20 protein-coding genes and 1 pseudogene are annotated in these 26,420 nt (G+C 71.9%); 5 read left to right on the forward strand and 16 right to left on the reverse strand.

Annotated elements, in window-relative coordinates; all coding sequences use genetic code 11:
* Positions 1 to 125: 125 nt before the first annotated feature.
* Positions 126 to 728 (forward strand): YceI family protein, encoded by a 603-nt coding sequence (locus GHR20_RS11000; protein WP_111587138.1) that lies wholly within the window; start codon positions 126 to 128, stop codon positions 726 to 728.
* A gap of 203 nt (positions 729 to 931) precedes the next feature.
* Positions 932 to 1,372, forward strand: coding sequence for a MarR family transcriptional regulator (locus tag GHR20_RS11005; protein ID WP_111587137.1), 441 nt, complete (start codon positions 932 to 934; stop codon positions 1,370 to 1,372).
* 40 nt (positions 1,373 to 1,412) lie between these two features.
* Here the strand turns inward: GHR20_RS11005 and GHR20_RS11010 are convergent, their stop codons facing one another.
* Both GHR20_RS11010 and GHR20_RS11015 read right to left on the reverse strand, forming a co-directional pair.
* Positions 1,413 to 2,795: a hypothetical protein gene (locus GHR20_RS11010; protein ID WP_153813067.1), complete on the reverse strand. Its 1,383-nt coding sequence runs from the start codon at positions 2,793 to 2,795 to the stop codon at positions 1,413 to 1,415.
* A gap of 65 nt (positions 2,796 to 2,860) precedes the next feature.
* Positions 2,861 to 5,881, reverse strand: coding sequence for a glycoside hydrolase family 3 N-terminal domain-containing protein (locus tag GHR20_RS11015; protein WP_153813068.1), 3,021 nt, complete (start codon positions 5,879 to 5,881; stop codon positions 2,861 to 2,863).
* A 177-nt stretch (positions 5,882 to 6,058) separates the two neighbouring features.
* Between GHR20_RS11015 and GHR20_RS11020 the strand changes: the two genes are divergently transcribed.
* Positions 6,059 to 7,924, forward strand: coding sequence for a ricin-type beta-trefoil lectin domain protein (locus tag GHR20_RS11020; protein WP_153813069.1), 1,866 nt, complete (start codon positions 6,059 to 6,061; stop codon positions 7,922 to 7,924).
* Between the two features lie 104 nt (positions 7,925 to 8,028).
* Positions 8,029 to 8,631: a GPP34 family phosphoprotein gene (locus tag GHR20_RS11025; protein ID WP_111587133.1), complete on the forward strand. Its 603-nt coding sequence runs from the start codon at positions 8,029 to 8,031 to the stop codon at positions 8,629 to 8,631.
* A gap of 78 nt (positions 8,632 to 8,709) precedes the next feature.
* Here GHR20_RS11025 and cimA read toward each other — a convergent pair whose 3' ends face one another.
* From cimA to GHR20_RS11090, 13 genes and pseudogenes are all read right to left on the reverse strand, one after another.
* On the reverse strand, positions 8,710 to 10,317 hold the full coding sequence (gene cimA, locus GHR20_RS11030) for a citramalate synthase (protein WP_153813070.1): 1,608 nt from the start codon (positions 10,315 to 10,317) through the stop codon (positions 8,710 to 8,712).
* A 286-nt stretch (positions 10,318 to 10,603) separates the two neighbouring features.
* Positions 10,604 to 11,948: pseudogene (locus tag GHR20_RS11035) on the reverse strand (MFS transporter).
* Between the two features lie 72 nt (positions 11,949 to 12,020).
* Complete coding sequence (locus tag GHR20_RS11040) at positions 12,021 to 12,638, reverse strand: TetR/AcrR family transcriptional regulator (RefSeq protein ID WP_148025293.1); 618 nt, start codon at positions 12,636 to 12,638, stop codon at positions 12,021 to 12,023.
* Positions 12,635 to 13,129 carry a hypothetical protein gene (locus GHR20_RS11045; protein ID WP_153813072.1) on the reverse strand — a complete coding sequence of 165 codons (495 nt, stop codon included), beginning with the start codon at positions 13,127 to 13,129 and terminating at the stop codon, positions 12,635 to 12,637. The genes GHR20_RS11040 and GHR20_RS11045 overlap by 4 nt, the downstream gene beginning before the upstream one ends.
* Positions 13,130 to 13,138: 9 nt before the next feature.
* Positions 13,139 to 14,191, reverse strand: a complete 1,053-nt coding sequence (locus GHR20_RS11050; protein WP_153813073.1) for an agmatine deiminase family protein — start codon at positions 14,189 to 14,191, stop codon at positions 13,139 to 13,141.
* Positions 14,192 to 14,250: 59 nt separating this feature from the next.
* A complete protein-coding gene (locus GHR20_RS11055) occupies positions 14,251 to 15,975 on the reverse strand; it encodes an urease subunit alpha (RefSeq protein WP_111587127.1) in 1,725 nt (574 codons plus the stop codon).
* Positions 15,972 to 16,748, reverse strand: coding sequence for an urease subunit gamma (ureA, locus tag GHR20_RS11060; protein ID WP_243878000.1), 777 nt, complete (start codon positions 16,746 to 16,748; stop codon positions 15,972 to 15,974). The genes GHR20_RS11055 and ureA overlap by 4 nt, the downstream gene beginning before the upstream one ends.
* A gap of 222 nt (positions 16,749 to 16,970) precedes the next feature.
* A complete protein-coding gene (locus tag GHR20_RS11065) occupies positions 16,971 to 18,059 on the reverse strand; it encodes a branched-chain amino acid aminotransferase (protein WP_148026382.1) in 1,089 nt (362 codons plus the stop codon).
* Positions 18,060 to 18,324: 265 nt separating this feature from the next.
* On the reverse strand, positions 18,325 to 19,368 hold the full coding sequence (locus GHR20_RS11070; RefSeq protein WP_153813074.1) for a 3-isopropylmalate dehydrogenase: 1,044 nt from the start codon (positions 19,366 to 19,368) through the stop codon (positions 18,325 to 18,327).
* A 120-nt stretch (positions 19,369 to 19,488) separates the two neighbouring features.
* Positions 19,489 to 19,620 carry a hypothetical protein gene (locus GHR20_RS38130; RefSeq protein WP_111587124.1) on the reverse strand — a complete coding sequence of 44 codons (132 nt, stop codon included), beginning with the start codon at positions 19,618 to 19,620 and terminating at the stop codon, positions 19,489 to 19,491.
* Positions 19,621 to 19,948: 328 nt separating this feature from the next.
* Positions 19,949 to 20,146: a hypothetical protein gene (locus GHR20_RS38325; RefSeq protein WP_194858862.1), complete on the reverse strand. Its 198-nt coding sequence runs from the start codon at positions 20,144 to 20,146 to the stop codon at positions 19,949 to 19,951.
* Positions 20,147 to 20,408: 262 nt separating this feature from the next.
* Positions 20,409 to 22,040 carry an L-glutamate gamma-semialdehyde dehydrogenase gene (gene pruA / locus GHR20_RS11085; protein WP_153813075.1) on the reverse strand — a complete coding sequence of 544 codons (1,632 nt, stop codon included), beginning with the start codon at positions 22,038 to 22,040 and terminating at the stop codon, positions 20,409 to 20,411.
* A gap of 38 nt (positions 22,041 to 22,078) precedes the next feature.
* Positions 22,079 to 23,005, reverse strand: coding sequence for a proline dehydrogenase family protein (locus GHR20_RS11090; protein WP_153813076.1), 927 nt, complete (start codon positions 23,003 to 23,005; stop codon positions 22,079 to 22,081).
* 165 nt (positions 23,006 to 23,170) lie between these two features.
* Here GHR20_RS11090 and GHR20_RS11095 point away from each other — a divergent pair, with 165 nt between their 5' ends.
* The gene (locus GHR20_RS11095) at positions 23,171 to 24,610 is read left to right on the forward strand and encodes a helix-turn-helix domain-containing protein (RefSeq protein WP_243878001.1); all 1,440 of its coding nucleotides are present in this window, start codon (positions 23,171 to 23,173) and stop codon (positions 24,608 to 24,610) included.
* 108 nt (positions 24,611 to 24,718) lie between these two features.
* On the opposite strand, the gene serA is transcribed toward GHR20_RS11095, so the two are convergent.
* Positions 24,719 to 26,308: a phosphoglycerate dehydrogenase gene (gene serA, locus GHR20_RS11100; RefSeq protein WP_046423403.1), complete on the reverse strand. Its 1,590-nt coding sequence runs from the start codon at positions 26,306 to 26,308 to the stop codon at positions 24,719 to 24,721.
* Positions 26,309 to 26,420 lie beyond the last annotated feature (112 nt).

Here is a 26,420-nt window from a genome sequence, read left to right on the forward strand (position 1 = left end):
GCATAGTGACTTTGAGTCATCGGTACGCCACGCTGCGGATGAGGTTGAAAACCGAACGGAATAGGTCTACCGTCTGAGTCACCGGATTCGTTGAACGTTAAACAGAATGGCTCCAGGAGGACGTCATGGGCATCTTCGGCCGCAAGGACGACACGACCACCACCCCCGCGCAGGGCGCAGGACCCGATCTGGCCGCACTGACCGGCGACTACACGATCGACCCCGCGCACACCACGATCGAGTTCGTGGCCCGCCACGCGATGGTCACCAACGTGCGCGGCAGCTTCCAGGACTTCACCGGCAGCCTTCACCTGGACGGCCAGGATCCGGCCAAGTCCACCGCCACCCTCGACATCGCGATGGCGAGCATCGACACCGGCAACGCCGACCGCGACGGCCACCTGAAGTCGGCCGACTTCTTCAAGATCGACGAGTTCCCGACCATGACGTTCCGCTCCACCAGGGCGGAGTCCCTGGGCGGCGAGGACTACCGCATCACCGGCGACCTCTCGCTGCTCGGCGTCACCAGGCCGATCACCATCGACCTGGAGTTCAACGGCGTCGCCAAGGACCCGTTCGGCAACGAGCGGGCCGGTTTCGAGGGCAAGGCCGAGCTGCTGCGCTCCGAGTGGGGCCTGACCTGGAACGCGGCGCTGGAGACGGGCGGTGTCCTGGTCTCCGACAAGATCAAGCTGAACTTCGACGTCTCCGCGATCAAGAACGCGTGAGCCGGGCCGGTGACCTTCCGGCGGCGCCCGCCGGTGACGGGGCGCCGCCCGGGAGAGCGGGGCGGCCCTCGCGGTCACGGCGGCCGCACCGGCCCGTCGTGGTCCGGCCGCTTCATAAGCGCTGCTGATCGGTCTCCGGCGCACTGTCCGAGAACAGCGCTTGGAGGTCGGCCCTTTGATAAGCACGTGCGTACGATCCGCGGATGGATCATCTCGCCGACGCCGCCGCTCTGCGCAGTGCCGTCGTCCGGATCAACCGGCGGCTGCGACAGGAGCGCGGAGAGGGGGGCCTGAGCCCCAATCAGCTCGCGGTGCTGGGACATCTGCACGCGCACGGGCCCGCCACGCCGGGGCGGATCGCGGCACGGGAGCGGCAGCGGCCACAGTCGCTGACGCGGGTGTTCGCGGAGCTGGAGGCGGAGGGGCTGATCGCCCGGGAGCCGGACGAGGGCGACCGCCGGCAGTCCGTGCTGACCCTCACCGCGCCGGGGCGGCGGGCCCTGGAGCGGGACATGGCCGAGCGGGACATCTGGCTCGCCGCGGCCCTGAGCACGCTCGGGGAGACGGAGCGGGGGGTGCTGACGCTGGCGGCGGCGCTGCTGGAGCGGGTCGGGTCGATGGAGATACCGGGCACGGAGGTCTGACCGCCCCGCATGCGCGGGGAAGACCCCTGACGGGTACGGCTCAGTCCCCGAACCCGCCCCCGAAATCGCCCCCGTCTCCCCCGCCGAAGCCCCCGCCGTCGCCGAATCCGCCGCCGAAGTCGCCGGGGTCGAAGTCGGTGCCGGAGACATCGCCGCCCTGGAAGCCGGTGCCGCCGAAGTCGCCGTACCCGGCGCCGTAGTCGGCCGCGTAGGAGGGCGTGGACATCATGCCGCCGAGCACGGTGCCGAAGAGGAGGCCGGGGAGGATGCCGCCGCCGAAGTAGCCGCCGGCCCAGGGGCCGTAGGCGGGGCCCGCGTCCCAGTAGGGGCGCCGGCCGTACTCCGTGTCGACCTCGCGGACCACGGGATCGCGGCCGTCGGCGAGGCGGGTGGCGTCGGCGGCGCAGACCGGCACCTCGCGCGGGGCGCCGCCGGGCGGCCGCCAGGCGGCGTCGGCGACCGAGGGACCGTGGCGGGGGTCGAAGAAGCAGGGCGGCCGGCGCTCGGGCAGCGGGCGGCCCGCGCGGCGCGCGGCCAGCCGGGCGAGCGAGAAGCGGCCGTCCTCCAGCGCCTCGGTGACCGGCCGGACGTCCTCCGGTCTGCCCGCCTCGGCCATCCGCTGCTTCGCGCGCTCGTAGGCGTCCAGGGCGTGCTCGTAGTCGCCGCGCATCGCGTCGTCGGCGCCGGGCTCGGCCGGGTGGAAGTCGAGGCGGTCGAGCTCCTCGCCGAACGCGGTGATGTCCTCGTCCACCACCACCCGCAGCCGCTCCAGGGCGGCCCGCTGCTCCCGCTCGCGCCGTCGCCGGCCCCGCCGCACCAGCGTGTACGCGCCCGCGGCGCCCGCCACCAGCACCGCGGCGACCGCGATCAGGCCCGCGCCGGAGCCGCCCTGGCTGCCCGCCGTGTGCCAGCTGCGGGGCGCGCGGCCGCCCATGTCGGCCAGCGCGCGGTCGGTGAAGTCGGTCAGCTGGGCCTTGGCGCTCTCGCCGCGGACGCTGGTCACCAGGTTCTGCCGGGCGGTCGGCGACATCACGGAGGCGTCGGCGCGGGCGTCGAAGCGGTCGCCGAGCCGGATGCCGTACAGGCCGGTGATGCCGGTGGCGGCCCGCAGGTCGGAGAAGAGGCCGGTGGTGGGGTAGCCGGCCGGCAGGACGGCGATGAACAGCGGTTTGTTCGCGTCCTTGATCCGTTTCGCCAGCGCGTCGGCGTCCGCGCGGGACAGCTGCGCGGAGGCCGCCGGGTCGACGTAGACCGGGCCGGCGCGCAGGGCGCGGGCGACGGCGGAGACGCCGGTGTCCGCACTCGCGGCGGGGGCGGGAGCGGTGGCCGCGCTCGCACCGGGGGCGAGACCGGTCGCGAGGACCAGGGCGAGCACGGCGAGCAGCAGGGCGGGGAGGCTTCGGGTCCGCGGGACGGCCTTCATGTCTCGACGCTACCCGAAGCCTCCCTTAGGGGGTGATTCAGGGCGGACCGGTCAGGGGGTACCGGTCAGGCCGCCCGGTACGCCTGCGCCAGCTTCGCCAGCGCCTGCCCGTAGTGGCCGGTCAGCAGCAGATGGTCCGCGTCCGCGAAGGGCTTCGCCACGGCCGCCGTCATCCGCTGCCCCACCTTCCGCTGGACCAGCAGCCGGGCCTGGTCGACCAGGTACGCCCCGGTCGCCCGGTCCCCGTGCCGCTGCGCCGTCGCCGCCCGCGCGGCCAGCGAGGTCCACGTGCCCGCGCCGTCGTGCGGGACGGTGGTGCGGGTGGTCAGGCCCCACCCGTAGGGGAACTGCGGGTCGTACGCGGCGTCGCCCACGTTGATCGGCAGCTGGGACTCGGACCTCGGCCAGGTGACCGGGAGCTGTCCGGTGAAGGGGCGGGCGCCGTAGAGGACGTCGGCGACGCCCTCGCCCTCGCTGCCGGGCAGCCAGGAGGCCACCAGGGAGTCGATCTCGCCGAGCCGGTCGCCGATGAGCTGGGGCCGGCCGGAGACGATCAGCACCACGCATTTCATGGCTCCGCACACGGTGTCCACCGCCGCTTGGTCGGCCGCCGACAGGGACAGCGAGTGGCCGTTGCCCACGTCGCCGACGCCCTCGGCGTAGGGGGTCTCCCCGACGACGACCACGCCGACGTCGTACCCGGCGGTCGGGGCGGAGGCGTCCTTGGAGTAGGTGACGTCGCCGCCGGCCTGCCGCATGCCCTGGAGGATGGTGGTGCCGGGGACGGTGCTGCCCGAGGCGCCCTGCCAGGTGAGGGTCCAGCCACCGGTCTGGTTGCCGATGTCGTCGGCGTTGGACCCGGCGACGTACACCTTCTCGCTCTTCTTCAGCGGCAGCAGCCCGCCGTCGTTCTTCAGCAGCACCTGCGACTCGGCGGCCGCCCGGCGGGCGACGGCACGGTGGGCCGGGGAGCCGATGGCGGCGGCGCCGCTGGTGTCGGCGTACGGGTGCTCGAACAGGCCCAGTTCGAACTTCTGGGTGAGGATGCGGGAGACCGCGTCGTCGATCCGCGCCTCGGAGACCCGGCCCGCCTTCACCTCGTCGGCCAGCGTGGAGCTGAAGTCCTTGTAGGTGTACGGGACCATCATCATGTCGACGCCCGCGTTCACGGCCGTACGGACGTGGTCCGGGTAGTCGCCGGGGAGCTGGTCGATGGCGTTCCAGTCGCTGATGACGAAGCCGTCGAAGCCCAGCTTGCCCTTGAGTTCACCGTTGATCATGTCGCCGCGGGCGTGCATCTTGACCGGCCCCTTGCCGTCGCCGGTGAGGTCGAGGGAGGAGTACGACGGCATCACGGTGCCGATCCCCCGCTTCACCGCGCTCTTGTACGGCGCGAGGTGGATGTCCTCCAGCTGCTGCCGGGTGACGGTGGTGACGCCCTGGTCGATGGTGTAGCTGCCGGTGGTGGAGGAGCCGTAGGCGGTGCCGCCGTCGCCGACGAAGTGCTTGGCGGTGGCGAGGACCTTGTCGTCGCGGCTCAAGTCGCCGCCGTCGGCCCGGCCCTGGAGGCCCTGGATCATCGTCTCCATGGACTCCACGAGCGCGGGGTCCTCGCCGAAGGACTCGTAGGAGCGGCCCCAGCGTTCGTCGCGGCTCACGCACAGGCAGGGCGCGAAGTCCCAGGGGACGCCGGTCGCGCGCACCTCGGCGGCGGTCACCGCGCCGCTCCGCTCGGCCAGTCGGGGGTCCCTGGTGGCGCCGATGCCGATGTTGTGCGGCATGACGGTGGCGCCGTAGAGGTTGTTGTGGCCGTGCACCGCGTCCACGCCGTAGATCAGCGGGATCTGGAATCTGGTCGCCCGCGCCTGGAGCTGGAAGCCGTCGATCATCCGTGCCCAGCCCTCGGCGGTGTTGGGCGTGGGTGTGGAGCCGCCGCCGGACAGCAGCGAGCCGAGATCGTACGCGGCGATGTCGCCCGGGGTGGTCAGGCCCGCGCGTTCGGCCTGGGTCATCTGCCCGGCCTTCTCCGCGAGCGACATCCGGGACAGCAGATCGGCGACCCGCTTCTTCACCGGCAGCTTCGGGTTCAGGTACGGCAGTCCGTGGGCGTCGATGACGACCTGCGGGGTCTCGGTGGGGGCCTTGGCGCCGTCGACGGTGAGCTTCAGCGGGATGGTCTCGGCGGACTCGGCGGTCCGGTCCTTGCGGGTGGGCACCGCGATGGTCCGCGTACTGCCGGACGGTGTGCCCGCCGGGAAGGTGAGGGTGCCGGAGACCGGGGTGTAGTCCTGGCCGGCGGTGGCGGTGCCGCCGCCGGTGGCGTAGGTGACGGTCACCGGGTCGTCGACCGGCTTCGCTCCCGTGGTGGCGAGGGTGACCCGCACGTGGGCGGTGCCGCCCTCGGTCACCGGGTAGACGGAGGCGTCGGTGGCGACGGAGGCGTGCAGCGCCTGGTCTGCCTTGCCGTACAACTCCACGTCGTCCATGGCGAAGTCGCCCTTGAGGCCGACGGGCAGCGTGACCGCGTACCCCCACATCCGGGTCAGCCCGAGGATGTGGTCGATGCCGCCGACCGGCTGGTAGTCGGTGCGGTAGGTGAAGTCGCCGAACGGGATCCGGATCTGCTTCCAGCCGGTGAAGTCGTCGGTGAAGGACGTCGTCCACAGCTCGGACGCCTCGCCGTTCGCGCCGCCGTCCTTGATCTCGAAGGCGATCTTCTTGCCGTTGTCGTGCCCCTCCCACCAGAAGCGGATGCCCTGGTGGGCGGACCAGTCGTGGGCGGGCCGGTCCGCGGCGAAGTCATGGGTGAAGCCGCCGTAGCCGCTGATGTCGTAGCTGCCGGTGAGCACCTTGGCGCCCTCGGGGGCGTCGGCGCGGTCGGCGAGGCTCAGCGTGGGCGGGTCGTCGCTGTCGCCGCCCCAGGTGAAGATGCCGTCGGCGGGCTGGGACGCGAAGGGCACCTCGCCCTCGAAGCGGTCGACGGGCACCGGCGGCGGATCGGCGGCGGCGTGTGCCGCGGCGGACAGGGGCAGCAGGGCGGCGAGCAGTGCCCCGGGGACGAGCAGGGCGGTTCTTGGCCTGCGCATAGACCTTCCCTCGGCTCTCATGGTTCACTCATGGCTTAGCTCACGGCGTGAGTTAACTGACGCCTCCCCAACTCGTCAAGACCGCATGTCAGTTGCTCCGCCCCGCACACCACCCCTCAGCACCGCTCACCACCGCCCGTCATCGTTCTGTCGACCCGAGAGGAAGGGCGACGCACCATGAGGAGATCCCCCCGCGCGCTCCGGCTGCTGCTGGCCGGGCTGCTCTCCGCCGCCGGATTCACCGCGGCCGTACCCCCCGCCCATGCCGCCGGTGAGCAGGTCACCGCGTGGCTCACCACGACCGACGACTCCGGCGGCCGCCATGTCGTGCGCGGTCTCGAAGCGCAGGCGCCGTTCGCCTTCCAGTCCGGGACCGGCGGTGGCGGCACCGACATCACCGTGGACGAGAACACCCGGTACCAGACCTTCACCGGCGCCGGTGCCTCGTTCACCGACACCGCGGCCTGGCTGCTGAACAGCAGCGGCGCCCTGTCCCAGGCGACCCGGGACGCGACGATGCGCAAGCTGTTCTCGCCGACGGACGGCATCGGGCTGTCCTTCCTGCGCAACCCGATGGGCGCCTCGGACCTCGCCCGCTACGGCTACACGTACGACGACGTGCCGGCCGGGCAGAGCGACCCGGACCTGAACCGGTTCTCCCTCGCGCACGACCTCGCGGACGTCGCGCCGCTGACCAGGCAGGCGCTCCAGCTGAACCCCGCGCTGACCGTGATGGCCTCGCCGTGGACCGCCCCGGCCTGGATGAAGGACAGCGGCTCGCTCGACGGGGGCTGGCTGAAGGCGGAGGACTACGGCGCCTACGCGTCCTACTTCGTCAAGTATCTCCAGGCGTACCGGGACCAGGGGATCGACGTCTCGTACGTGACCCCGCAGAACGAGCCGACCTGCTGCTCCGGCTACCCGTCGATGAGCTGGAACGCGAGCGGTCTCGCCTACTTCCTCAAGAACGACCTGCTGCCGCAGTTGCAGTCGGCGGGCCTGAGCACCAAGGTCCTCGCGCACGACTGGAACTGGGACAGCTACGACTCCTACGCCGCGCAGTCCGTGGACGATCCGGCGATCCGCGACCACCCCAACTTCGGCGGCATCGCCTGGCACGGCTACGGCGGTGACGTCTCCGAGCAGTCGACGATCCACGCCAAGTACCCCTCGCTGGACGCCTTCGGCACCGAGCACTCCGGGGGCACCTGGATCGCGGACCAGCAGCACGAGGACATGGCGAACATCATCGACTACACCCGCAACTGGGCGAAGTCGGTGACCAAGTGGTCGCTGGCCGTGGACCAGAACATGGGCCCGCACAACGGCGGTTGCGGCACCTGCACCGGCCTGGTCACCGTGCACGACGGGGACGGCAGGAGCGGGAGCGTGGACTACACCGTCGAGTACTACGACATGGGGCAGCTGACCAAGTTCGTACGGCCCGGCGCCCAGCGGATCGCCTCCACCGCGTCCAGCGCCGTGCCCAACGTGGCCTGGCGCAACCCGGACGGCAGCAAGGCGCTGATCGCCTACAACGGCTCCTCCGCCGCGCAGACGGTCACCATCGACTGGGGTTCTCAGCACGCCACTTACTCGCTGCCCGGCAGGACCTCGGCGACCTTCACGTGGTCCGGCACGCAGTCCGGGGGCGGCGCGACCGGCGGTGCCTTCACCGGCCTGGCCGGCAAGTGCCTGGACGTGGCCGGCGCGTCCGGCGCCAACGGGACGGCCGTACAGCTCTACGACTGCAACGGCAGCGCCGCCCAGCAGTGGACCGTGCGGCCCGACGGCTCCGTGCGGGCGCTCGGCAAGTGCCTGGACGTCACCTCGGGCTCGACGGCCGACGGGGCGAAGACGCAGCTCTACGACTGCAACGGGACCGGCGCCCAGCAGTGGTCGTACAACGCCTCCACCCATGACGTGGTGAACCTCGCCGCGAACAAGTGCCTGGACGTCACCGACAACTCCTCGGCCAACGGGGCCCGCGCGCAGATCTGGTCCTGCACGGGCGCCGCCAACCAGAAATGGCAGCTTCGGTGACGAGCGGCCCGGGGCCGGCCGGGGGACGATGAGGGAGCCGGTCGTCCCCCGGCCGGTCCGCCGCTCGCCGATGAGTCCCGTCGCCACCCCGCTGGAGTCCTCTCATGACCACACCGCAGGATCTGTTCCTCGTCAGCGTGGACGTGCCCGGCGCGCGCCCCGTCGAGCAGGGCGATCTGTCGCTGGCCCTCGCGGGGGCCGAGCTGATCGATCTGCTGGGGACGCGGGCGCTCACCCTGGACGGCGAGCGCGTCGTGCCGGGGGCGGAGCTGAGCACGGGTGACCGGATGCTGGACGAGGCGGGCGCGGCGCTGGTGCGCGCGGAGCCGTACGAGAGTGTCGAGGACTGGCTGTGGCGCCGGGGCCGCGGGCTCGCCGCCGCCTACAGGGACGACCTGGACCGCGCGGGTCAGCTCACCGGGGAACGCCGGCGCCTGCTGCCCCGGCGCGGCGGGGACGCCCCGCAGCCGGACACGCCCGCCCGCCGGCACGCGGCCGAGCGCTGGTGGTCCCACGAGCCGGTCCTGACCGCCCTCGCCGTCCCGCTGGGCATCGGCGAGGACCGCACGGACGGCAACGAGAACGCCGACGACGCGGTCCTCACCGTCCTGGCCACCGTCGGCGACGCGATCACCGAACTGACGGCGGTCCGGGAACGCCGGCGCATCGAGAACGCCGCGTTCGACAACATCTGGCGCGCGCCCTGAGGACGGGGCGTCCCCTCTTCACGGGGGCGCCCCGGACCCCTCACGGCGGGGCGCTCCGGTCGTCGTACCCGTGGAGCGTTACGCCGGTACCACGCCCGCGCGCAGCAGGCCGTAGGTGTACGCGTCCTCCAGGGCCTGCCAGGAGGCGGCGATGACGTTTTCCGCGACGCCCACCGTGGACCACTCGCCGGTGGTGTCGGAGGTGGAGATGAGGACGCGGGTGGTGCTGGAGGTGCCGTGGCGGCCTTCCAGGATGCGGACGCGGTAGTCGACCAGTTCGAGGGCGGCGAGCTGGGGGTAGATCTTCTCCAGGGCGACCCGCAGGGCGCGGTCGAGGGCGTTGACCGGGCCGTTGCCCTCGGCGGTGGCCACGATGCGCTCGCTCTTGGCCCACAGCTTGACCGTGGCCTCGTTGGCATGGCTGCCGTCGGGGCGGTCTTCGGCGATCGCCCGCCAGGACTCCACGTCGAAGTACTTCAGCGCCTTGCCCTCGACCTCGCCGCGCAGCAGCAGCTCGAAGGAGGCGTCGGCCGCTTCGTAGGTGTAGCCCTTGAGCTCGCGCTCCTTGACCCGGGCCACCACCCGCCCGATCAGCTCGCGGTCGCCGCCGAGGTCGACGCCGAGTTCCTTGCCCTTGAGCTCCACGGAGGCGCGGCCCGCCATGTCGGAGACCAGCATCCGCATGGAGTTGCCGACCCGCGCGGGATCGATGTGCTGGTACAGGTCCGGGTCGACCTTGATCGCGGAGGCGTGCAGCCCGGCCTTGTGCGCGAACGCGGAGACACCCACGTACGGCTGATGCGTGGACGGCGTGAGGTTGACGACCTCGGCGATGGCGTGCGAGATCCGGGTCATCTCGCGCAGCCGGCCCTCGGGCAGCACCTGCTTGCCGTACTTCAGCTCCAGCGCGGCGACCACCGGGAACAGGTTGGCGTTGCCGACCCGCTCGCCGTAGCCGTTGGCCGTGCACTGCACATGCGTGGCACCGCCGTCGACCGCGGCCAGCGTGTTGGCGACCGCGCAGCCGGTGTCGTCCTGGGCGTGGATGCCGAGCCGGGCGCCGGTGTCGGCGAGCACGGTGGCGACGACGGCGTGCACCTGGGCGGGCAGCATGCCGCCGTTCGTGTCACACAGCACCACCACGTCGGCCCCGGCCTCGGCGGCGGCGCGGACGACGGCCTTCGCGTACTCGGGGTTCGCGCGGTAGCCGTCGAAGAAGTGCTCGCAGTCCACGAAGACCCGGCGGCCCTGCTCGCGCAGGTGCAAGACGGTGTCGCGGACCATCTCCAGGTTCTCGTCCAGCGTGGTGCGCAGCGCCATCTCGACATGCCGGTCGTGCGCCTTGGCGACCAGCGTGATCACCGGGGCGCCGGACTCCAGCAGCGCCCTGACCTGCGGGTCGTCGGCGGCCTTGGCCCCGGGGCGGCGGGTGGCACCGAAGGCGACGAGCCGGGCGGTGCGGAATGCGATCTCGTTCTTGGCGCGGGCGAAGAACTCGGTGTCGCGGGGGTTGGCGCCGGGCCAGCCGCCCTCGATGAAGCCGACGCCGAAGTCGTCCAGGTGCCGGGCGATGGCGAGCTTGTCCGCGACGGTGAGGTTGATGCCCTCGCGCTGCGCGCCGTCGCGCAGCGTGGTGTCGAAGACGTGGAACGAGTCGTCGAGCTCGCTGGTTGCCGTCTCGGTCATGGTCTCAAGGCTCCTGTTGTGGATCTTCGGTCTTACCGGAATGACCGGCTCCACCGTCCCCCCAATAATCCCCCGCGCTCGGTTCACGGCTGAAGGTGGGCCGTAAAACGAAAAAACCCCTCGCGGATGCGAGAGGTCTGCGCGCGGGTCGAGGACGAACGGTGGCCACCCGCACCTGGTCGTGCGAGATGGTCACTGCGGACCGGCGCGCCTGCTGCCAATAATCGTGGCGAACGTAAGCACGGGGGAAGTCTGGCACAGCACCGCCCCCGGCTCACCGTCCGTCTCAGGATGCGGTCGCCGCGCTGGACTCCGCCACTCCACCGGCCCCGCGCGTCCCGGCCAGATCCAGGTCCTTCGTCTCCCGCATGGTGACGTACACGATGAGCGATACGGCCGCGCATCCCGCCACGTACCAGAAGAACCCGGACTCGATCCCGGCCTTCTTGAACCACAGCGCGATGTATTCGGCGGTGCCGCCGAAGAGGGCGTTGGCGAGGGCGTACGGGAGGGCGACGCCCAAGGAGCGGACACTCGTCGGGAACAGCTCGGCCTTCACACAGGCGTTGATCGAGGTGTAGCCGGTGACGATCACCAGCGCGAGCAGCGCGAGGCCGAGCGCGGACCAGTAGCCGCCGGCGTGCCCCAGCAGGGTCATGATCGGCACGGTCAGGACGGTGGAGCCGACCGCGAAGGTGATCAGCAGCGGCCGGCGCCCGATCCGGTCGGACAGGGCCCCGGCGAGCGGCTGGAGCGCGGCGAAGACGATCAGCGCGGTGAAGGAGACGAGGGTCGCGGTGTCCTTGGACAGGCCCGCCGAGTTGGAGAGGTACTTGGTCAGGTAGGTGGTGTACGTGTAGTACGCGACCGTGCCGCCCATGGTGAGCGCGATGACGAGGAACGCCTCGCGCCGGTGCCGCCACAGGGCGCGCAGGGTGCCGCGCTCCTCGGCGGCCGAGGCGTCCTCGTCGTACACCTCGCTCTCCGGCATGGTGCGGCGCAGATAGAAGACGACGGCCGCGCCGAGGGCGCCGACGACGAAGGGGATGCGCCAGCCGTAGCTGTGCAAGGCGGAGTCGGACAGGGTGCGCTGGAGGACGATCTGGAGGCCGAGGCCGATGATCTGGCCGACGGTCATGGACACGTACTGGAAGCTGGAGGCGAAGCCGCGCCGCTTCGGATCGGTGGCCTCGGTGAGGTAGGTGGCGCTGGCCGCGTACTCGCCGCCCACCGACAGGCCCTGGAGCAGCCGGGCGACGAGCAGGACGAGGGCGCCGCCGTACCCGGCGACCGCGTACGTGGGCGCGACGGCGATCAGCACCGCCGAGGCCGACATCAGGGTGACGGTCAGCGTCAGCGCCGCCTTGCGGCCCCTGCGGTCGCCGACCCGCCCGAGCAGCCAGCCGCCGACGGGCCGCATGAAGAACCCGACGGCGAAGATGCCGGCGGTGTTCATCAGCTGCGCGGTGGGGTTCCCACTCGGGAAGAACGCCCCGGCGAAATAGGTGGCGAAGCTGGCGTACACGAACCAGTCGAACCACTCGACCATGTTCCCCGCCGACCCGACCCAGATCTTCTTCCAGTGGTGGATTCCCATGGGCCCTTACCTGCCCGCGAGTTGAACGGACGATGCGCCCCACAGAGGCGCGGAGAACCGCGCGAGCCACCACGACGCACCCGCACCCGCCGAACCACCGACATCCCTAGGGCAAGCGGGCGACCAGACCGTCCTCGATGAACTCCCTCACATGCGCGAGCACTTGCTCCCGCGAAACCCCCCGCAGCCCGATGGCGACATGGATCGAGAACCCGTCCAGCAGCGCACGCGTCCGCGTCGCGAAGCGGTCCGCGTCCACCGCCCTGAACTCCCCCCGCGAGACGCCCTCCGCGATCAGGGCGACGAGGTCCCGGTGCCACGCCCCCTCGATCGCGGACTGGCGGGCGCGCGCGTCGTCGTCGGCGTTCTGGGAACGGTTCCAGACCTCGAGCCACAGGGTCCAGTGCGGATCGCGGTGGCCCTCGGGGACGTACAGATCGACGTACGCCGCCAGCCGTTCCCGGGCCGAGCCCTCCCCCGCGAGCAGCCGGCCGCGCGCCGCCCCGAGCCGGCCCTCGCTCCACTCCAGGGTCTGGAGCAGCAGTTCGTCCTTGGAGCGGAAGTAGTAGAGGAGGTGCCCGCTGCTCATCCCGACCTCGCGGCCGAGCGCCGCCATGGTGAGCTTCTCCAGACCGCGCTCGGCGATCATGCCCATGGCCGCGGCGAGCAGCTCCTCGCGGGGCGGGGCGGGGGTGCGCCGGCGCGGCGCGGACGCCTCGCTCACGCGGGGACCAGCCGTACGGCGGTGGGCAGGAAGTGGGTCTCGTACGGCCCGTAGCACTCGGCGAACAGCGTCGCCACCGGCGTCCGGCAGCCCGGGCAGAGGAAGTTGGGCCCCTGCTGTCCGGTGGGTCCGCAGCAGCCGGAGTCCCGGCAGTCGTCGTTGCCCAGGAGGTGGCCGCGGGTGTCCTCGGGGTGGACGACCAGGGTGTCCCGGGGGCCGGCGGACATCAGGAAGCCCGGGCCTTCCGGGTCCGCGACGCAGACGCCGGGCACCGCGGCCCCGATCCACTCGGGATCCGGGTGCGGCACGAACGGCGCCCCCGACGGCTCGGGGTCCACCGCGCAGGTCCCGCGCGGCACGGTGGGGGGCGCCTCCCGGAACCCGTCGGCGTTCTTGGCCCCGCTGTTCGGGGGGCGTTCGGGCAATTCGGCCAGCAGGCGCACCGGCTCACAGAGCCGGCGGCCGCAGCCCGCGCAGACCAGGACGTTCATCCGTATGTTCTACCCGACCCGGAGCGTCGACGGCTGCTGCTGGGTGATGCAGTGGATGCCGCCCCCGGCCGCGAAGATCTGGCGGGCGTCGACCAGGGTGACGGTGCGGTCGGGGAAGAGGCGCCGGAAGAGGACGGCGGCCGTCTCGTCACGGGGGTCGTCGAAGGCGCACAGGACGACGCCGTCGTTGCAGAGGTAGTGGTTGATGTAGGAGTAGTCGGCCCAGTGGCCGTCGGCCTCCAGGACGGTCGGCGCGGGGACCTCCACGACCTCCAGGGGGCGGCCCTGGGCGTCGGTCGAGGACCTGAGGAGGCCGATGATCTCCTTGCTGACCTCGTGGTCGGGGTGGGCGGGGTCCGGCTGGTGGTGGGCGAGGACGACGCCGGGACGGGCGAAGGCGGCCACGATGTCGACATGGCCCAGGGTGCCGAAGCCGTACGGCGGATAGTCGGCGGTCAGGCCGCGCGGCAGCCAGATGGCCTTGCTGGTGCCGAGGTGGGCGTGGATCTCCGCCTCGGCCCGCTCCCGCGTCCAGTGCGGGTTGCGCTCGGGGCCCAGCTGCACGGTCTCGGTGAGCAGCACGGTGCCCTCGCCGTCGACATGGATGCCGCCGCCCTCGTTGACCAGCGCCGAGGCGTACGTCCTCGCCCGGGCGAGGTCGGCGACATGGCCGCCGATCTTCGCGTCGTGCTCCCAGCGGGCCCAGTCCTGGGCGCCCCAGCCGTTGAACGTCCAGTCCACTGCGGCCAGTTCACCCTCGTCGTTGGTCAGGAAGGTGGGGCCGATGTCGCGCATCCAGGCGTCGTCCAGCTCGCGCTCCACGAGGTCGATGTCCGGCCCGAGCAGCTCCCGCGCCCCGGCCGACGCACCGGGGCCGCAGACCACGGTCACCGGTTCGAAGCGGCGCACGGCGCGGGCCACCGAGGCCCAGGCGTGCCGGGAGGCGGCGAGGTCGTCGGCGTCGTCGAAGGTGGGGTTGGGGCCCGGCCACGCCATCCAGGTGCGCTCGTGCGGGGTCCACTCGGCGGGCATGCGGAAGCCGTCGGCGGCAGGGGTGCTCATCTGGGGGTCCGTTTCGGGGTTCACAGGAGGGGTGCCAGGTTCACAGGCGTCTTCGAAGGTCACAGGAAGTAGAGGCGGTTGAGGGAGACCGAGTCGGCGGGCTCCGAGCGCAGCGGGTCGCCGTCGAGGGTGACCAGGCCGGTGCGCTGGTCGACGTCGACCGCTCCGGTACGGGCGTTCAGCCGCAGGTCGGCGGGGCCGATGCCGCGGGTGCCGCGCACCGCGACCCGGCGGCGGCGCGTCGGCATGGTGTCGTTGCCCTGGTCCACGGCCGCCTGTGCGACGAACGCGACCGAGAGGTCGGCCGCCGTCGCGCCGTACGCCCCGAACTGCGGCCCCAGGACGAGGGGTTCGCAGGTGTCGGTGGCCGCGTTGGGGTCGCCGACGACGCCGTACGCGGGGAAGCCGGACTTGAGGACCAGCTGCGGCTTGGCGCCGAAGTACTCGGGGCGCCAGAGCACGAGGTCCGCGAGCTTGCCGACCTCGATGGAGCCGACCTCGTGCGAAAGGCCGTGCGCGATCGCGGGGTTGATGGTCAGCTTGGCCATGTAGCGCAGCACGCGGGCGTTGTCGTCGCCCTCGCCGTCACCCTCCAGCGGGCCCAGTTCGGTCTTCATCTTGCCGGCCATGGCGAAGGTCCGGCGTACCGTCTCGCCCGCGCGGCCCATGCCCTGGGCGTCGGAGGAGGTGATGCCGATCGCGCCCAGGTCGTGCAGCACGTCCTCGGCGCCCATGGTGCCGGCCCGGATGCGGTCGCGGGCCATGGCCGCGTCGCCGGGCAGCTCGGGCTTGAGGTCGTGGACGGAGACGATCATGCCGTAGTGCTCGGCGACCGCGTCCCGGCCGAAGGGCAGGGTGGGGTTGGTGGAGGAGCCGATGACGTTCGGCACCCCGGCCATCTTCAGCACGTTGGGGACGTGTCCGCCGCCGCAGCCCTCGATGTGGAAGGCGTGGATGGTGCGGCCCTCCAGCACCCTGAGGGTGTCCTCGACCGAGAGGCACTCGTTCAGCCCGTCGCTGTGCAGGGCGACCTGGACGTCGTGTTCCTCGGCGACCCGCAGCGCGGTGTCCAGGGCGCGGGTGTGGGCGCCCATGTCCTCGTGCACCTTGAAGCCGCTCGCGCCGCCCTCGGCCAGCGCCTCGATCAGCGGTGCCTCGTGCGAGGACGAACCCCGGCCCAGGAAACCGATGTTGACCGGCCAGGCGTCGAAGGCGTTGAAGGCGTGGCGCAGTGCCCAGGGGGAGTTGACGCCGACGCCCCACACCGGGCCGAACTCCTGCCCGATGATCGTGGTCACGCCGGAGGCGAGGGACGCCTCCATGATGCGCGGCGACAGCAGGTGGACATGGGTGTCGACGGCGCCCGCGGTGGCGATCAGCCCCTCCCCGGAGACGATCGAGGTGCCGGTGCCGACCACGACGTCCACGCCGTCGAGGGTGTCCGGGTTGCCCGCGCGGCCGATCGCGCTGATGCGGCCCTCGCGGATGCCGATGGACACCTTGCGGATGCCCTGCACCGCGTCGATCACCACGACGTTGCTGATCACGACGTCGCAGGTCTCGCGCACGGCGGCGGCCTTGAGGTGCAGTCCGTCACGGGCCGTCTTGCCGAACCCGGCGAGGAACTCGTCGCCGTAGCGCTGCGCGTCGGACTCCACCCGGATGGTCAGGCCCGAGTCGCCGAGCCGGACGCGGTCGCCCGCGCGGGGGCCGTGGGTGGCGGCGTAGGCGCCCGGGTCGACATGGATGGCCCGGCTGATCTCGCGCCCCTTGGAACGGCTCATCGGTCCTGCCCCTTCTCCTCGTCGCTCAGGTCGTCCTGGTCACTTAGGTCGCCCTGGTCGCTCAGGTCGCCCTCGTCGCTCAGGTCGTCCTCGTCGCCACTGACCCCCAGATAGCCGCAGGCCGCGGCCCTGCGCAGGGCCTCCGCCCGCGCGCCCGGCGCGTCCAGCGGCCCGTCGACCAGCCCGGCGAAACCGATCGCGATCCGCTCCCCGCCGATCGGCACCAGGCCGACCTCCTCGCTCTCGCCCGGCCCGAAGCGCACCGAGGAGCCGGCGGGTACGGCGAGCCGCATGCCGTAGGCGGCCGCGCGGTCGAAGTCGAGGCGCGGGTTGGCCTCGAAGAAGTGGAAGTGGGAGGTGACGGAGACCGGCACGGTCGCGGTGTTGGTGACGGTGAGCCGGAGCACCGGCTCGGGGTCGGCGTGCGCCGGGCCGGGCAGCAGCGCGCCGGGGGCGTCCGCGCCCAGGCCGCCGCCGATCGGGTCGGAGACCACCGCGAGCCGGGAGCCGTCGTCGAAGACGGCCTCGACCATCACCTCGGTCACCACGTCGGCGACCCCGGGCAGCACGTCCGCGGGCCCGAGCACGCCGCGCGCCGCCTCGACGGCCTCCGCGAGGCGCCGGCCGTCCCGGGCGGCCTCGCAGACGGTGTCCGCGATCAGCGCGGTCGCCTCCGGCACGTTCAGCCGCAGGCCCCGGGCCCGGCGGGCGCGGGCCAATTCGGCGGCGCCGAAGAGCAGCAACCGGTCACGTTCCGTGGGGGTCAGTCGCACGGCGCGGGCCCTCCTTCTCGTCAACCCTGGCGAGCGCGCACCCACTTTTAGAGTGACGCTCTAACCGTTTAGAACAGCACTCTAAACGGAGATTCCGAGGAAGAGAAGGGGTGCGGTGGTGGGCGGGCACGTGACGGATCGAACACCGATCCAAAAAACGCGCAGGGCCGCCGCGATCCCCCGAAGGGAATCCGCGGCGGCCCAGCGTGAGGGAGCCGGTCGTCAGCCGATCTTGTGCATCCAGCCGTGCTTGTCCTCGGTCATGCCCCGCTGGACGCCCAGCAGGGCCTCGCGCAGCCGCATGGTGACCGCGCCGGGGGTGCCGTCGCCGTGGGTCCACTCGTCGGACTTGGTCTTCACATGGCCGATCGGGGTGACCACCGCGGCCGTACCGCAGGCGAAGACCTCGGTCAGCGCGCCGGAGGCCGCGTCCGCGCGCCACTGCTCCAGGGTGACCACGCCCTCCTCGGCCTGGTAGCCGAGGTCGCGGGCGACCTGGAGCAGGGAGTCGCGGGTGATGCCCTCCAGGATGGAGCCGGTCAGGGCCGGCGTGACGATCCGGTCGCCGTAGACGAAGGCGACGTTCATGCTGCCGCTCTCCTCCACGTTGGTGCGGGTGACCGCGTCCAGGTAGACGACCTGGTCGCAGCCGTGGGACGCGGCCTCGGCCTGCGGGAGCAGGGAGGCGGCGTAGTTGCCGCCGGTCTTGGCGTCACCGGTGCCGCCGGGGACGGCGCGGACATGGTCCTCGGCGACCCAGATGGTGACCGGCTTGACGCCGCCGGCGAAGTAGGCGCCGGAGGGCGAGGCGATGAGCAGGAACATGTATTCGTTGGCCGGGTGCACGCCGAGGGCGGCCTCGGTGGCGATCATGAAGGGGCGCAGGTAGAGGGACGCCTCGCCGCCGTGCGGCGGGACCCAGTCGGCGTCCTGGACGAGCAGCGCGTCCAGCGCGGCGATGAACAGGTCCTCGGGCAGCTCGGCCATCGCCATACGGCGGGCCGAGGTGCGGAAACGGCGGGCGTTGGCCTCGGGACGGAACAGCGCGATCGAGCCGTCGGGCTGGCGGTACGCCTTCAGTCCCTCGAAGATCTCCTGGCCGTAGTGCAGCACCTGGGTGGAGGGGTCGAGGGAGATCGGGCCGTACGGCACGAGCTGGGCGTCGTGCCAGCCGCGGCCCTCGGTCCACCGGATCGTCACCATGTGGTCGGTGAAGTGGCGGCCGAACCCGGGGCTGGCCAGGATCGCCTCGCGCTCGGCGGCGGCGAGGGGGCTGGCGGAGGGCTTGAGCTCGATCGTGGGCGTCGTCATGAGTGATTGTCCTTCACCGGTTGTCGTGACGGGCCGCGCTCACGCCTGACACCGGCTGGCGGCCGGTGCTCGGGCGTCCGAGCTTTCCCTCATACCGCGGCTCCGCGTTCGATTATCGCGCGCGGGCCCCGGCCGATGGAATCGGGTGGGCGGCGGCCCTGGGGTCGTGGTGGCGGCCCGGGGCGATCGTTTCACCCGGCGCAGACATGCGGAAGCCGCCGGGCGGTCGGGCGACCCGGCGGCTTCTTACGAGGGGAGCGCCGGATCAGCCGGCTACTCGGGAGGCGAGCGCGTCGCCGATCTCGGAGGTGCTCCGGGCGGGCCGGCCCGCGCGCTCGGTGAGGTCGGCGGCGACCGCCGCGTCGATGCGGTCGGCCTCGGCGTCGTAGCCGAGGTGACGCAGCAGGAGGGCGACGGAGAGGACCGTGGCCGTGGGGTCGGCCTTGCCCTGGCCCGCGATGTCCGGGGCCGAGCCGTGCACCGGCTCGAACATGGACGGGTACGCGCGGCCCGGGTTGATGTTGCCGGACGCGGCCACGCCGATACCGCCGGAGACGGCCGCGGCGAGGTCGGTGATGATGTCGCCGAAGAGGTTGTCGGTGACGATCACATCGAAGCGCTCGGGCTGGGTGACCAGGAAGATGGTGGCCGCGTCGACGTGCAGATAGTCGGTCGAGACTTCGGGGAACTCCTGGGCGACCCGGTTGAAGATGTCGGTCCACAGGTGGCCGGCGAAGGTCAGCACGTTGTTCTTGTGGACCAGCGTCAGCTTCTTGCGCGGGCGGGCCTGGGCGCGGGCGAAGGCGTCGCGGACGACGCGCTCGACGCCGTACGCCGTGTTGACGGACACCTCGGTGGCGACCTCGTGCGGGGTGCCCTTGCGGATGGTGCCGCCGTTGCCGGTGTACGGGCCTTCGGTGCCCTCGCGGACGACGACGAAGTCGATCTCCGGCTGTCCGGCCAGCGGGGTGGACACGCCCGGGAGCAGCTTGCTCGGCCGCAGGTTGACGTGGTGGTCGAAGGCGAAGCGGAGCTTGAGCAGGAAGCCGCGCTCCAGGACGCCGGAGGGCACCGACGGGTCGCCGATGGCGCCGAGCAGGATGGCGTCGTGCCGCTTCAGCTGCGCGAGGTCCGCGTCGGTGAGGGTCTCACCGGTGGCGTGGTAGCGCCGGGCGCCGAAGTCGTAGTCCTGGGTCTCCAGCTTCACATCCTGCGGAAGGACGGCGGAGAGGACCTTCAGACCTTCGGCCACGACCTCCTGGCCGATGCCGTCACCGGGGATCACTGCGAGATTGATGCTGCGAGACATGCGGGCGACCCTACTCCTCGTCCCAGTTGATGACACGGGCCGTCCAGTATCCGGACGGCCCGTGTCATGGCGAGCGGCTCGAAAGGCTGTGGCGGTCGGAAGGTCCGGCGGCCTGGCTGGTCAGTGGCCGGTCTGGCCGCCGTTGTCCCGGCGGTCGAGGGCGCGCTGGAGGGCGGCGGCGGCGTTCTTGCGGTCGGACTCGCCGGTGCGGGGCACGTGGCGGACGCGGCGGCGGACGGTCGTCTCGGCCATGGAAATCGACTCCTCGGCATGAAGGGAACACGGCAATGGGGAGTGTTCGAGACGCCGGAGCAGGCGGGGAGCGCTGGCCGCAGGGGTTGCCTGCACGGGGCCCGGCTCACGACCGCCATTCGCTGGATCGAGCGAGACGTTCGGCTTCCTCCAAGCTAAGGGAGTGGCCCGCGTCTGTCTGCATAGTTACTCGGACTTCCTACTATCTGAGACGGCGAACCTCCCCGAACGGCTCTGAGCTGCGCTTACGCGCGTTCGAGTGCGGGCTGTCCGAGGCGTCGGGGCTCCCGGGGACCGCCGGGCAGCTCCAGCGAGCACAGGGTCCGGATCAGGGCGCGGACGGCGGCGGCCGGCTCCGGGGCGGCGACGCAAGCAGACGGCACAGGACCGCCCCGTCGCCCTCGACCACGTCGCAGTGGTGGCACGCCGGCTGCGCGTCGAGGGCTTCCCGGTCTCCGACCACCTTGACGCGCAGGAGGAGTTGTACGACTTCGCCGTACCGCATCTGCGCAGCGGGCAAGGTCATGATGCGAAAGGCGGATTGACGCCGTGTCAGGCTGGCGCGCCCGGCACCGCCCCGTCGATCGGGTCCCCGACCCCGACGGTTCGAGGGCGACCTGCTGTCAGTACGCCGAGCACAGCCGGTCCGTCCGCCAGTCGTCGGTCATGGGACGGAACCTACCCCGGTCGCGGTCATCGCCCCGCCCGGGGTGCCCGGCAATGGAAACGGGCCGGGAAGCCTGCTCGGGGGCAGGCTTCCCGGCCCGTTGCTCGGGTCAGGGCGAGGGTCAGCCCATGTGCGGGTACGTGTAGTCGGTCGGCGGGACCAGGGTCTCCTTGATGGCGCGGGTCAGGGTCCAGCGCATCAGGTTCTGGGGGGCACCGGCCTTGTCGTTGGTGCCGGAGGCGCGGCCGCCGCCGAAGGGCTGCTGGCCGACCACGGCGCCGGTCGACTTGTCGTTGATGTAGAAGTTGCCCGCGGCGAAGCGGAGCTTCTCCATCGTGTACGCGGCCGCGGCGCGGTCGCCCGCGATGACCGAGCCGGTGAGGGCGTAGTCCGAGACCGACTCCATCTGGGTCAGCATCTCGTCGTACCGGTCGTCCTCGTACACGTGCACCGCGAGCACCGGGCCGAAGTACTCGGTCGTGAAGACCTCGTTCTCCGGGTCGGAGCACTCGATGACGGTCGGGCGCACGAAGTAGCCGACCGAGTCGTCGTACGTGCCGCCCGCGACGATCGTGCAGGTCTCATCCGCCTGGGCGCGGTCGATCGCGGCCTTGTTCTTGGCGAAGGAGCGGTCGTCGATGACGGCGCCCATGAAGTGGGACAGGTCCGTCACGTCACCCATGGTGAGGTGGTCGACCTCGGCCGCGAACTCCTCCTTGAAACCGGCGTTCCAGAGGGAGGCCGGGATGTACGCGCGGGAGGTGGCGCTGCACTTCTGGCCCTGGTACTCGAAGGCACCGCGGGTCAGGGCGGTCTTCAGGATCGCGCGGTCGGCGCTCGGGTGGGCGACCAGGAAGTCCTTGCCGCCGGTCTCGCCGACCAGACGCGGGTACGAGCGGTACTTCTCGATGTTGTTGCCGACCGTCTTCCACAGGTACTGGAAGGTCTTGGTCGAACCGGTGAAGTGGATGCCCGCGAGGTCCCGGTGCTCCAGGGCGACCTCGGAGACCTCGATGCCGTCACCGGTGACGAGGTTGATGACGCCCTTGGGCAGACCGGCCTCCTCCAGCAGCTGCATGAGCAGCACGGCGGCGTGCGTCTGGGTCGGGGACGGCTTCCAGACCACCACGTTGCCCATCAGGGCGGGGGCGGTGGGCAGGTTCGCCGCGATCGCCGAGAAGTTGAACGGCGTGATCGCGTAGACGAAGCCCTCCAGCGGGCGGTGGTCCATGCGGTTCCACACGCCCGGGGAGTTCGCCGGGGGCTGCTCGGCGAGGATGTTGCGGGCGTAGTGGACGTTGAAGCGCCAGAAGTCGACCAGCTCACAGGGGCTGTCGATCTCCGCCTGCTGGGCCGTCTTGGACTGGCCGAGCATGGTGGAGGCGGCGATCGTCTCGCGCCACGGGCCGGACAGCAGCTCGGCGGCGCGCAGGATGATCGCGGCGCGGTCGTCGAAGGCCATCGCGCGCCAGGCCGGGGCGGCGGCCAGGGCCGCGTCGATGGCGTCCTGGGCGTCCTGCCGGGTGGCGTGGCGGCCGGTGCCGAGGACGGCCTTGTGGTTGTGCGGCTGCACGACCTCGAACGGCTCGCCGCCGCCGAGGCGCTTCTCGCCGCCGATGGTCATCGGCAGCTCGACCGGGTTCTCGGCCAGCTCCTTGAGCTTGGCCTCCAGGCGGGCGCGCTCGGGCGAGCCGGGGGCATAGCCGTGCACCGGCTCGTTGACGGGGGTGGGGACCTGGGTCACAGCGTCCATGAGATCCGAACTCCTTGTACGTGAGCGGGTGGGTGGGCTCAGCCCTTGCTGACCATGCTGCGGAGGAAGAAGCGCAGGTTCGCCGGCTTCTCCGCCAGGCGGCGCATGAAGTAGCCGTACCAGTCGGTGCCGTACGCCGTGTAGACGCGCATGCGGTGGCCCTCGGCGGCCAGCCGCAGGTGCTCGTCGCCGCGGATGCCGTACAGCATCTGGAACTCGTACTCGTCGAGCTTACGACCGGCCTTGTGGGCGAGCTCCTGCGCGATGGAGATCAGGCGCGGGTCGTGGGACCCGATCATCGGGTAGCCCTCGCCGTCCATGAGCGTCTTCAGGACGCGCACGTACGCCTTGTCGATCTCGTGCTTCTGCTGGTAGGCGACCTCGGCGGGCTCCTTGTAGGCGCCCTTGACCAGGCGGACCCGGCTGCCCGCGTCGGCGAGCCGCTTGGCGTCGGCCTCGGTGCGGAACAGGTACGCCTGGATGACGCAGCCCGTCTGCGGGAAGTCCTTCCGCAGCTCCTCGTGGATGGCGAACATCGAGTCGAGGGTGGTGTGGTCCTCCGCGTCCAGCGTCACGGTCGTACCGATCGCGGCGGCGGCCTCGACGACGGGGCGGACGTTGGCGAGCGCCAGTTCGTGGCCGCCCTCCAGCGCTTGGCCGAACATCGACAGCTTGACCGACATCTCGACCTTCTCGCCGAGCTCCAGGTCCTTGAGGTGGTCGACCAGCGCGAGGTAGGCGTCGCGGGCGTGGGCGGCCTGCTCGGCGGTGGTGATGTCCTCGCCGACGACGTCCATCGTCAGCTGAAGACCCTGGCCCGTCAGGTCCTTGATGATCGGGACGATGTCGGACACCGTCTCACCCGGGATGAAGCGGTCGACGACCTGCTTGGTCACGGGGGCCGCCGAGATCAGGCGACGCATCCGGTCGCTGCGCGAAGCGGCGAGAATCACGGGACCCAGCACGGGGCACCTCCACAGACAAGCACCAAATGAGGCCATCACCCGACGATTCGGGTACGGCACGGAGAACCACCGTGAAACCTACGGATCGCTTTGATCGTCGGCCATCGACAGCTGTCACGCATCCGTGCCCGGGATCTCAGACATCTGTATGAAGATGGCCGGAAAATGGGGGAGAATGCCCGGGTGGCGGCGGATTACAAGGGTGATTACCAGGAACTGGTCGACGAGATCTCGGAGCTGCTGGGCGCGCCCGCGACCCTGGAGAACCGCGACTTCGAGCTGCTCGCCTTCGGCACGTACGACAGCGAATCCGAGCTGGACGCCTCGGCGCTGGACCCGGTGCGCACCCGCTCGATCCTGACCCGGCGCTCCACGGCGGGGGTGCGCACCTGGTTCGAGGGCTTCGGCATCACCCGCGCCACCGGTCCGGTCCGTATCCCGCCGAGCCCCGAGGCCGGGGTCTACCGCGGCCGGATCTGCCTGCCGGTGCGGCACCGGGGCGTCGTCGTCGGCTACGTCTGGCTCCTGGAGGGCGAGCCCGGGCCGGCGGACGACCAGCTCGACGCCGCGATGCGGGTGGCCGGCCGGATCGGCGCGCTGCTGGCGGACGAGGCGGAGGCCGGGGCGGGCCTGAGCCGGGAACTGCGGGCGGTCCTCACGGCGGAGGGCGGCTGGCAGCGGGACATGGCGGTGGCCGAACTGCGCACCGCGCTCGGCCCCCGCGCGGACGGCCCCCACACCCTGATCTGCGTGGCCCCCTGGCCCTCCCCCGACCCGGACGACGCCCCCTCCACCCGCTCCGTCCCGCATGCGGCGGCCCTGTGCACGATCCCCTGGGGCACGGCGGCCCAGAGCCTCGCGGTACTGGTCCGGCTCCGCTCCACGGCGGTCGCGGCACCGGCGCTGGCGGCGGCGGGCCGGGTGCTGGAGGAGGCGGAGGGGGCCTGGGGGGACTTCGGACAAGGGGGCGCGCGGGGCGGTTCGGCGGCGGCCCCGGCGGAGGAGGGCCCGGAACCGGGTGGTTCCGGCACCGGGACGCGGGGCACCTCGGGCAAGGGAGCCGGGGGGACGTCGGGCAAGGGGGCGCGCGGGGCGGTGCCGCGGGGGGCCGGGGCCGCCGTGGCGGCGGCGGTCGCCGCGGGAGCCGCCGGGGCGGGCCGGTACGGCGGCGGCCTCGGGGCGGCCGGGTTCGGCGGGCCCGCCGCCGGGATCGGGGACCCCCGCACCGGGCTGGCCGAGCTGGGCACGGTCTGGCAGGAGGCGCGCGCCGCGGCGCAGGCCGCGCTGGCCGAACGGCACCTCGGGCCGGTCGCGCAGTGGCGGGGCATCGGACCGTACCGCCTGCTGACGTCGCTGCCCCCGGAATCCGCGCAGGACCCGGCGGCCGGCCCCCTCCTCTCCCCCGCCCACCGCGAACTGGCCCGCACCGCCGAGGTCTATCTCGACTGCGCGGGCCAGGCCGGCCGTACGGCATCCGAGCTGGGCATCCACCGGCAGACCCTCTACTACCGCCTCAACCGCGTGGAACAGCTGACGGGCCTCGATCTGGACGACGGCGAGGACCGGCTGCTGCTGCACATGGCGCTGAAGAGGGCGCGGCTGTAGGGGCGGCACGGCGGTGAAAGAGCGCGGGCCGGAAGACGGCGGAAGGCCGGACGCGCCGAGGAGGTCCTCGGCGCGTCCGGCCTTCCGTCCGGTCTTCTTCGAAGCGGGTCAGACCAGGTTGACCGAGCGGGCCGACGCGGCGCCGATCTCGGCGGCGACCTCGGCCAGTACGTTCGGCGTCACCGTGTCGTCCACCGTGAGGACGGCGAGGGCCTCGCCGCCCACCGCGGCACGGGCGACCTGCATGCCGGCGATGTTCAGACCGGCCTCGCCGAGGATGCGGCCGACGGTGCCGACGACACCGGGACGGTCCTCGTAGCGCAGCACCAGCATGTGATCGGCGAGGGCGAGGTCGACGTCGTACTCTCCGACCGCGACGATCTTCTGGATGTGTTTCGGGCCGGCCAGGGTGCCGGAGACCGACACCTCCTCGCCGGTGCCCAGGGTGCCGCGCACGGTCACCACATTGCGGTGCTCGCTGGCCTCGGAGCTGGTGGTGAGGCGGACCTCGACACCGCGCTCCTGGGCGAACAGCGGCGCGTTCACGTACGACACCGTCTCGTCGACCACGTCCTCGAACACGCCCTTGAGGGCGGAGAGTTCGAGCACCTTCACGTCGTGCTGGGTGATCTCGCCGTAGACCTCGACATCCAGGCGCACGGCCACCTCACCGGCGAGCGCGGTGAAGATGCGGCCGAGGCGCTCGGCCAGCGGCAGGCCCGGCTTGACGTCCTCGGCGATGACCCCGCCCTGCACGTTGACCGCGTCCGGGACCAGTTCGCCGGCGAGGGCGAGGCGCACCGAGCGGGCGACCGCGATGCCCGCCTTTTCCTGGGCCTCGTCCGTGGAGGCGCCCAGGTGGGGGGTGCACACGACCTCGTCCAGCTCGAACAGCGGGGAGTCGGTGCACGGTTCCTTCGCGTACACATCGAGGCCGGCGCCGGCGACGCGGCCCTCCTTCAGCGCCGCGTACAGCGCCGCCTCGTCCACGATGCCGCCGCGCGCGGCGTTGACGATGCGCACGCTCGGCTTGACCTTGCGCAGCGCCTCGTCGCCGATGAGGCCGAGGGTCTCGGGGGTCTTCGGCAGGTGGACGGTGATGAAGTCGGAGACCTCGAGGAGCTCGTCCAGGGACAGCACCTTGACGCCCATCTGGGCGGCGCGGGCCGGCTGCACATACGGGTCGTAGGCGACGACCTTCATGCCGAAGGCGGACATCCGCTGCGCGACCAGGGCGCCGATGCGGCCGAGGCCGACGACGCCGAGGGTCTTCTCGGCCAGCTCGACACCCGTGTACTTGCTGCGCTTCCACTCGCCGTTCTTGAGCGCGGCGTTGGCCTGCGGGATGTTGCGGGCGGTGGACAGCAGCAGACCGCAGGCCAGCTCGGCCGCGGTCACGATGTTGGAGGTCGGGGCGTTGACGACCATCACGCCGGCCTTGGTGGCGGCGGACACGTCCACGTTGTCCAGACCGACGCCCGCGCGGGCGACGACCTTGAGCTTCCTGGCCGCGGCGACGGCCTCGGCGTCGACCTTGGTGGCGGAACGGATCAGGATCGCGTCGACGTCGGCGATGGCGGGCAGCAGCTCGGCCCGGTCGGCTCCGTTGCAGTGCCGGATCTCGAAGTCCGGGCCCAGGGCGTCGACGGTCGCGGGCGAAAGCTCTTCGGCGATGAGTACGACGGGTTTCGAGCTCACGTGGGTCCTCACAAGTCCAATGCGGACGGCCGTCCCGACGGCCGCTGGCGGAGGGGTGCTAGCCGCGTGGAAGACGCACGACGCTGTGGGCCTGACGCGTATGTTGTGCAGC

The organism is Streptomyces sp. SUK 48, assembly GCF_009650765.1.
In the GTDB taxonomy this organism is placed as follows: domain Bacteria; phylum Actinomycetota; class Actinomycetes; order Streptomycetales; family Streptomycetaceae; genus Streptomyces.

Bases quoted from the DNA above. Each gene is read 5' to 3' on its own strand.
- GHR20_RS11095 (WP_243878001.1), top strand. From the start codon at position 23,171: ATGGGGGAGAATGCCCGGGTGGCGGCGGATTACAAGGGTGATTACCAG.
- cimA (WP_153813070.1), bottom strand. From the start codon at position 10,317: ATGACCGAGACGGCAACCAGCGAGCTCGACGACTCGTTCCACGTCTTC.
- GHR20_RS11020 (WP_153813069.1), top strand. From the start codon at position 6,059: ATGAGGAGATCCCCCCGCGCGCTCCGGCTGCTGCTGGCCGGGCTGCTC.
- GHR20_RS11000 (WP_111587138.1), top strand. From the start codon at position 126: ATGGGCATCTTCGGCCGCAAGGACGACACGACCACCACCCCCGCGCAG.
- GHR20_RS11070 (WP_153813074.1), bottom strand. From the start codon at position 19,368: ATGTCTCGCAGCATCAATCTCGCAGTGATCCCCGGTGACGGCATCGGC.
- GHR20_RS11055 (WP_111587127.1), bottom strand. From the start codon at position 15,975: ATGAGCCGTTCCAAGGGGCGCGAGATCAGCCGGGCCATCCATGTCGAC.
- GHR20_RS38130 (WP_111587124.1), bottom strand. From the start codon at position 19,620: ATGGCCGAGACGACCGTCCGCCGCCGCGTCCGCCACGTGCCCCGCACC.
- GHR20_RS11045 (WP_153813072.1), bottom strand. From the start codon at position 13,129: ATGAACGTCCTGGTCTGCGCGGGCTGCGGCCGCCGGCTCTGTGAGCCG.
- GHR20_RS11005 (WP_111587137.1), top strand. From the start codon at position 932: ATGGATCATCTCGCCGACGCCGCCGCTCTGCGCAGTGCCGTCGTCCGG.
- GHR20_RS11015 (WP_153813068.1), bottom strand. From the start codon at position 5,881: ATGCGCAGGCCAAGAACCGCCCTGCTCGTCCCCGGGGCACTGCTCGCC.
- GHR20_RS11065 (WP_148026382.1), bottom strand. From the start codon at position 18,059: ATGACGACGCCCACGATCGAGCTCAAGCCCTCCGCCAGCCCCCTCGCC.
- GHR20_RS11025 (WP_111587133.1), top strand. From the start codon at position 8,029: ATGACCACACCGCAGGATCTGTTCCTCGTCAGCGTGGACGTGCCCGGC.
- pruA (WP_153813075.1), bottom strand. From the start codon at position 22,040: ATGGACGCTGTGACCCAGGTCCCCACCCCCGTCAACGAGCCGGTGCAC.
- GHR20_RS38325 (WP_194858862.1), bottom strand. From the start codon at position 20,146: ATGACCTTGCCCGCTGCGCAGATGCGGTACGGCGAAGTCGTACAACTC.
- GHR20_RS11050 (WP_153813073.1), bottom strand. From the start codon at position 14,191: ATGAGCACCCCTGCCGCCGACGGCTTCCGCATGCCCGCCGAGTGGACC.
- GHR20_RS11010 (WP_153813067.1), bottom strand. From the start codon at position 2,795: ATGAAGGCCGTCCCGCGGACCCGAAGCCTCCCCGCCCTGCTGCTCGCC.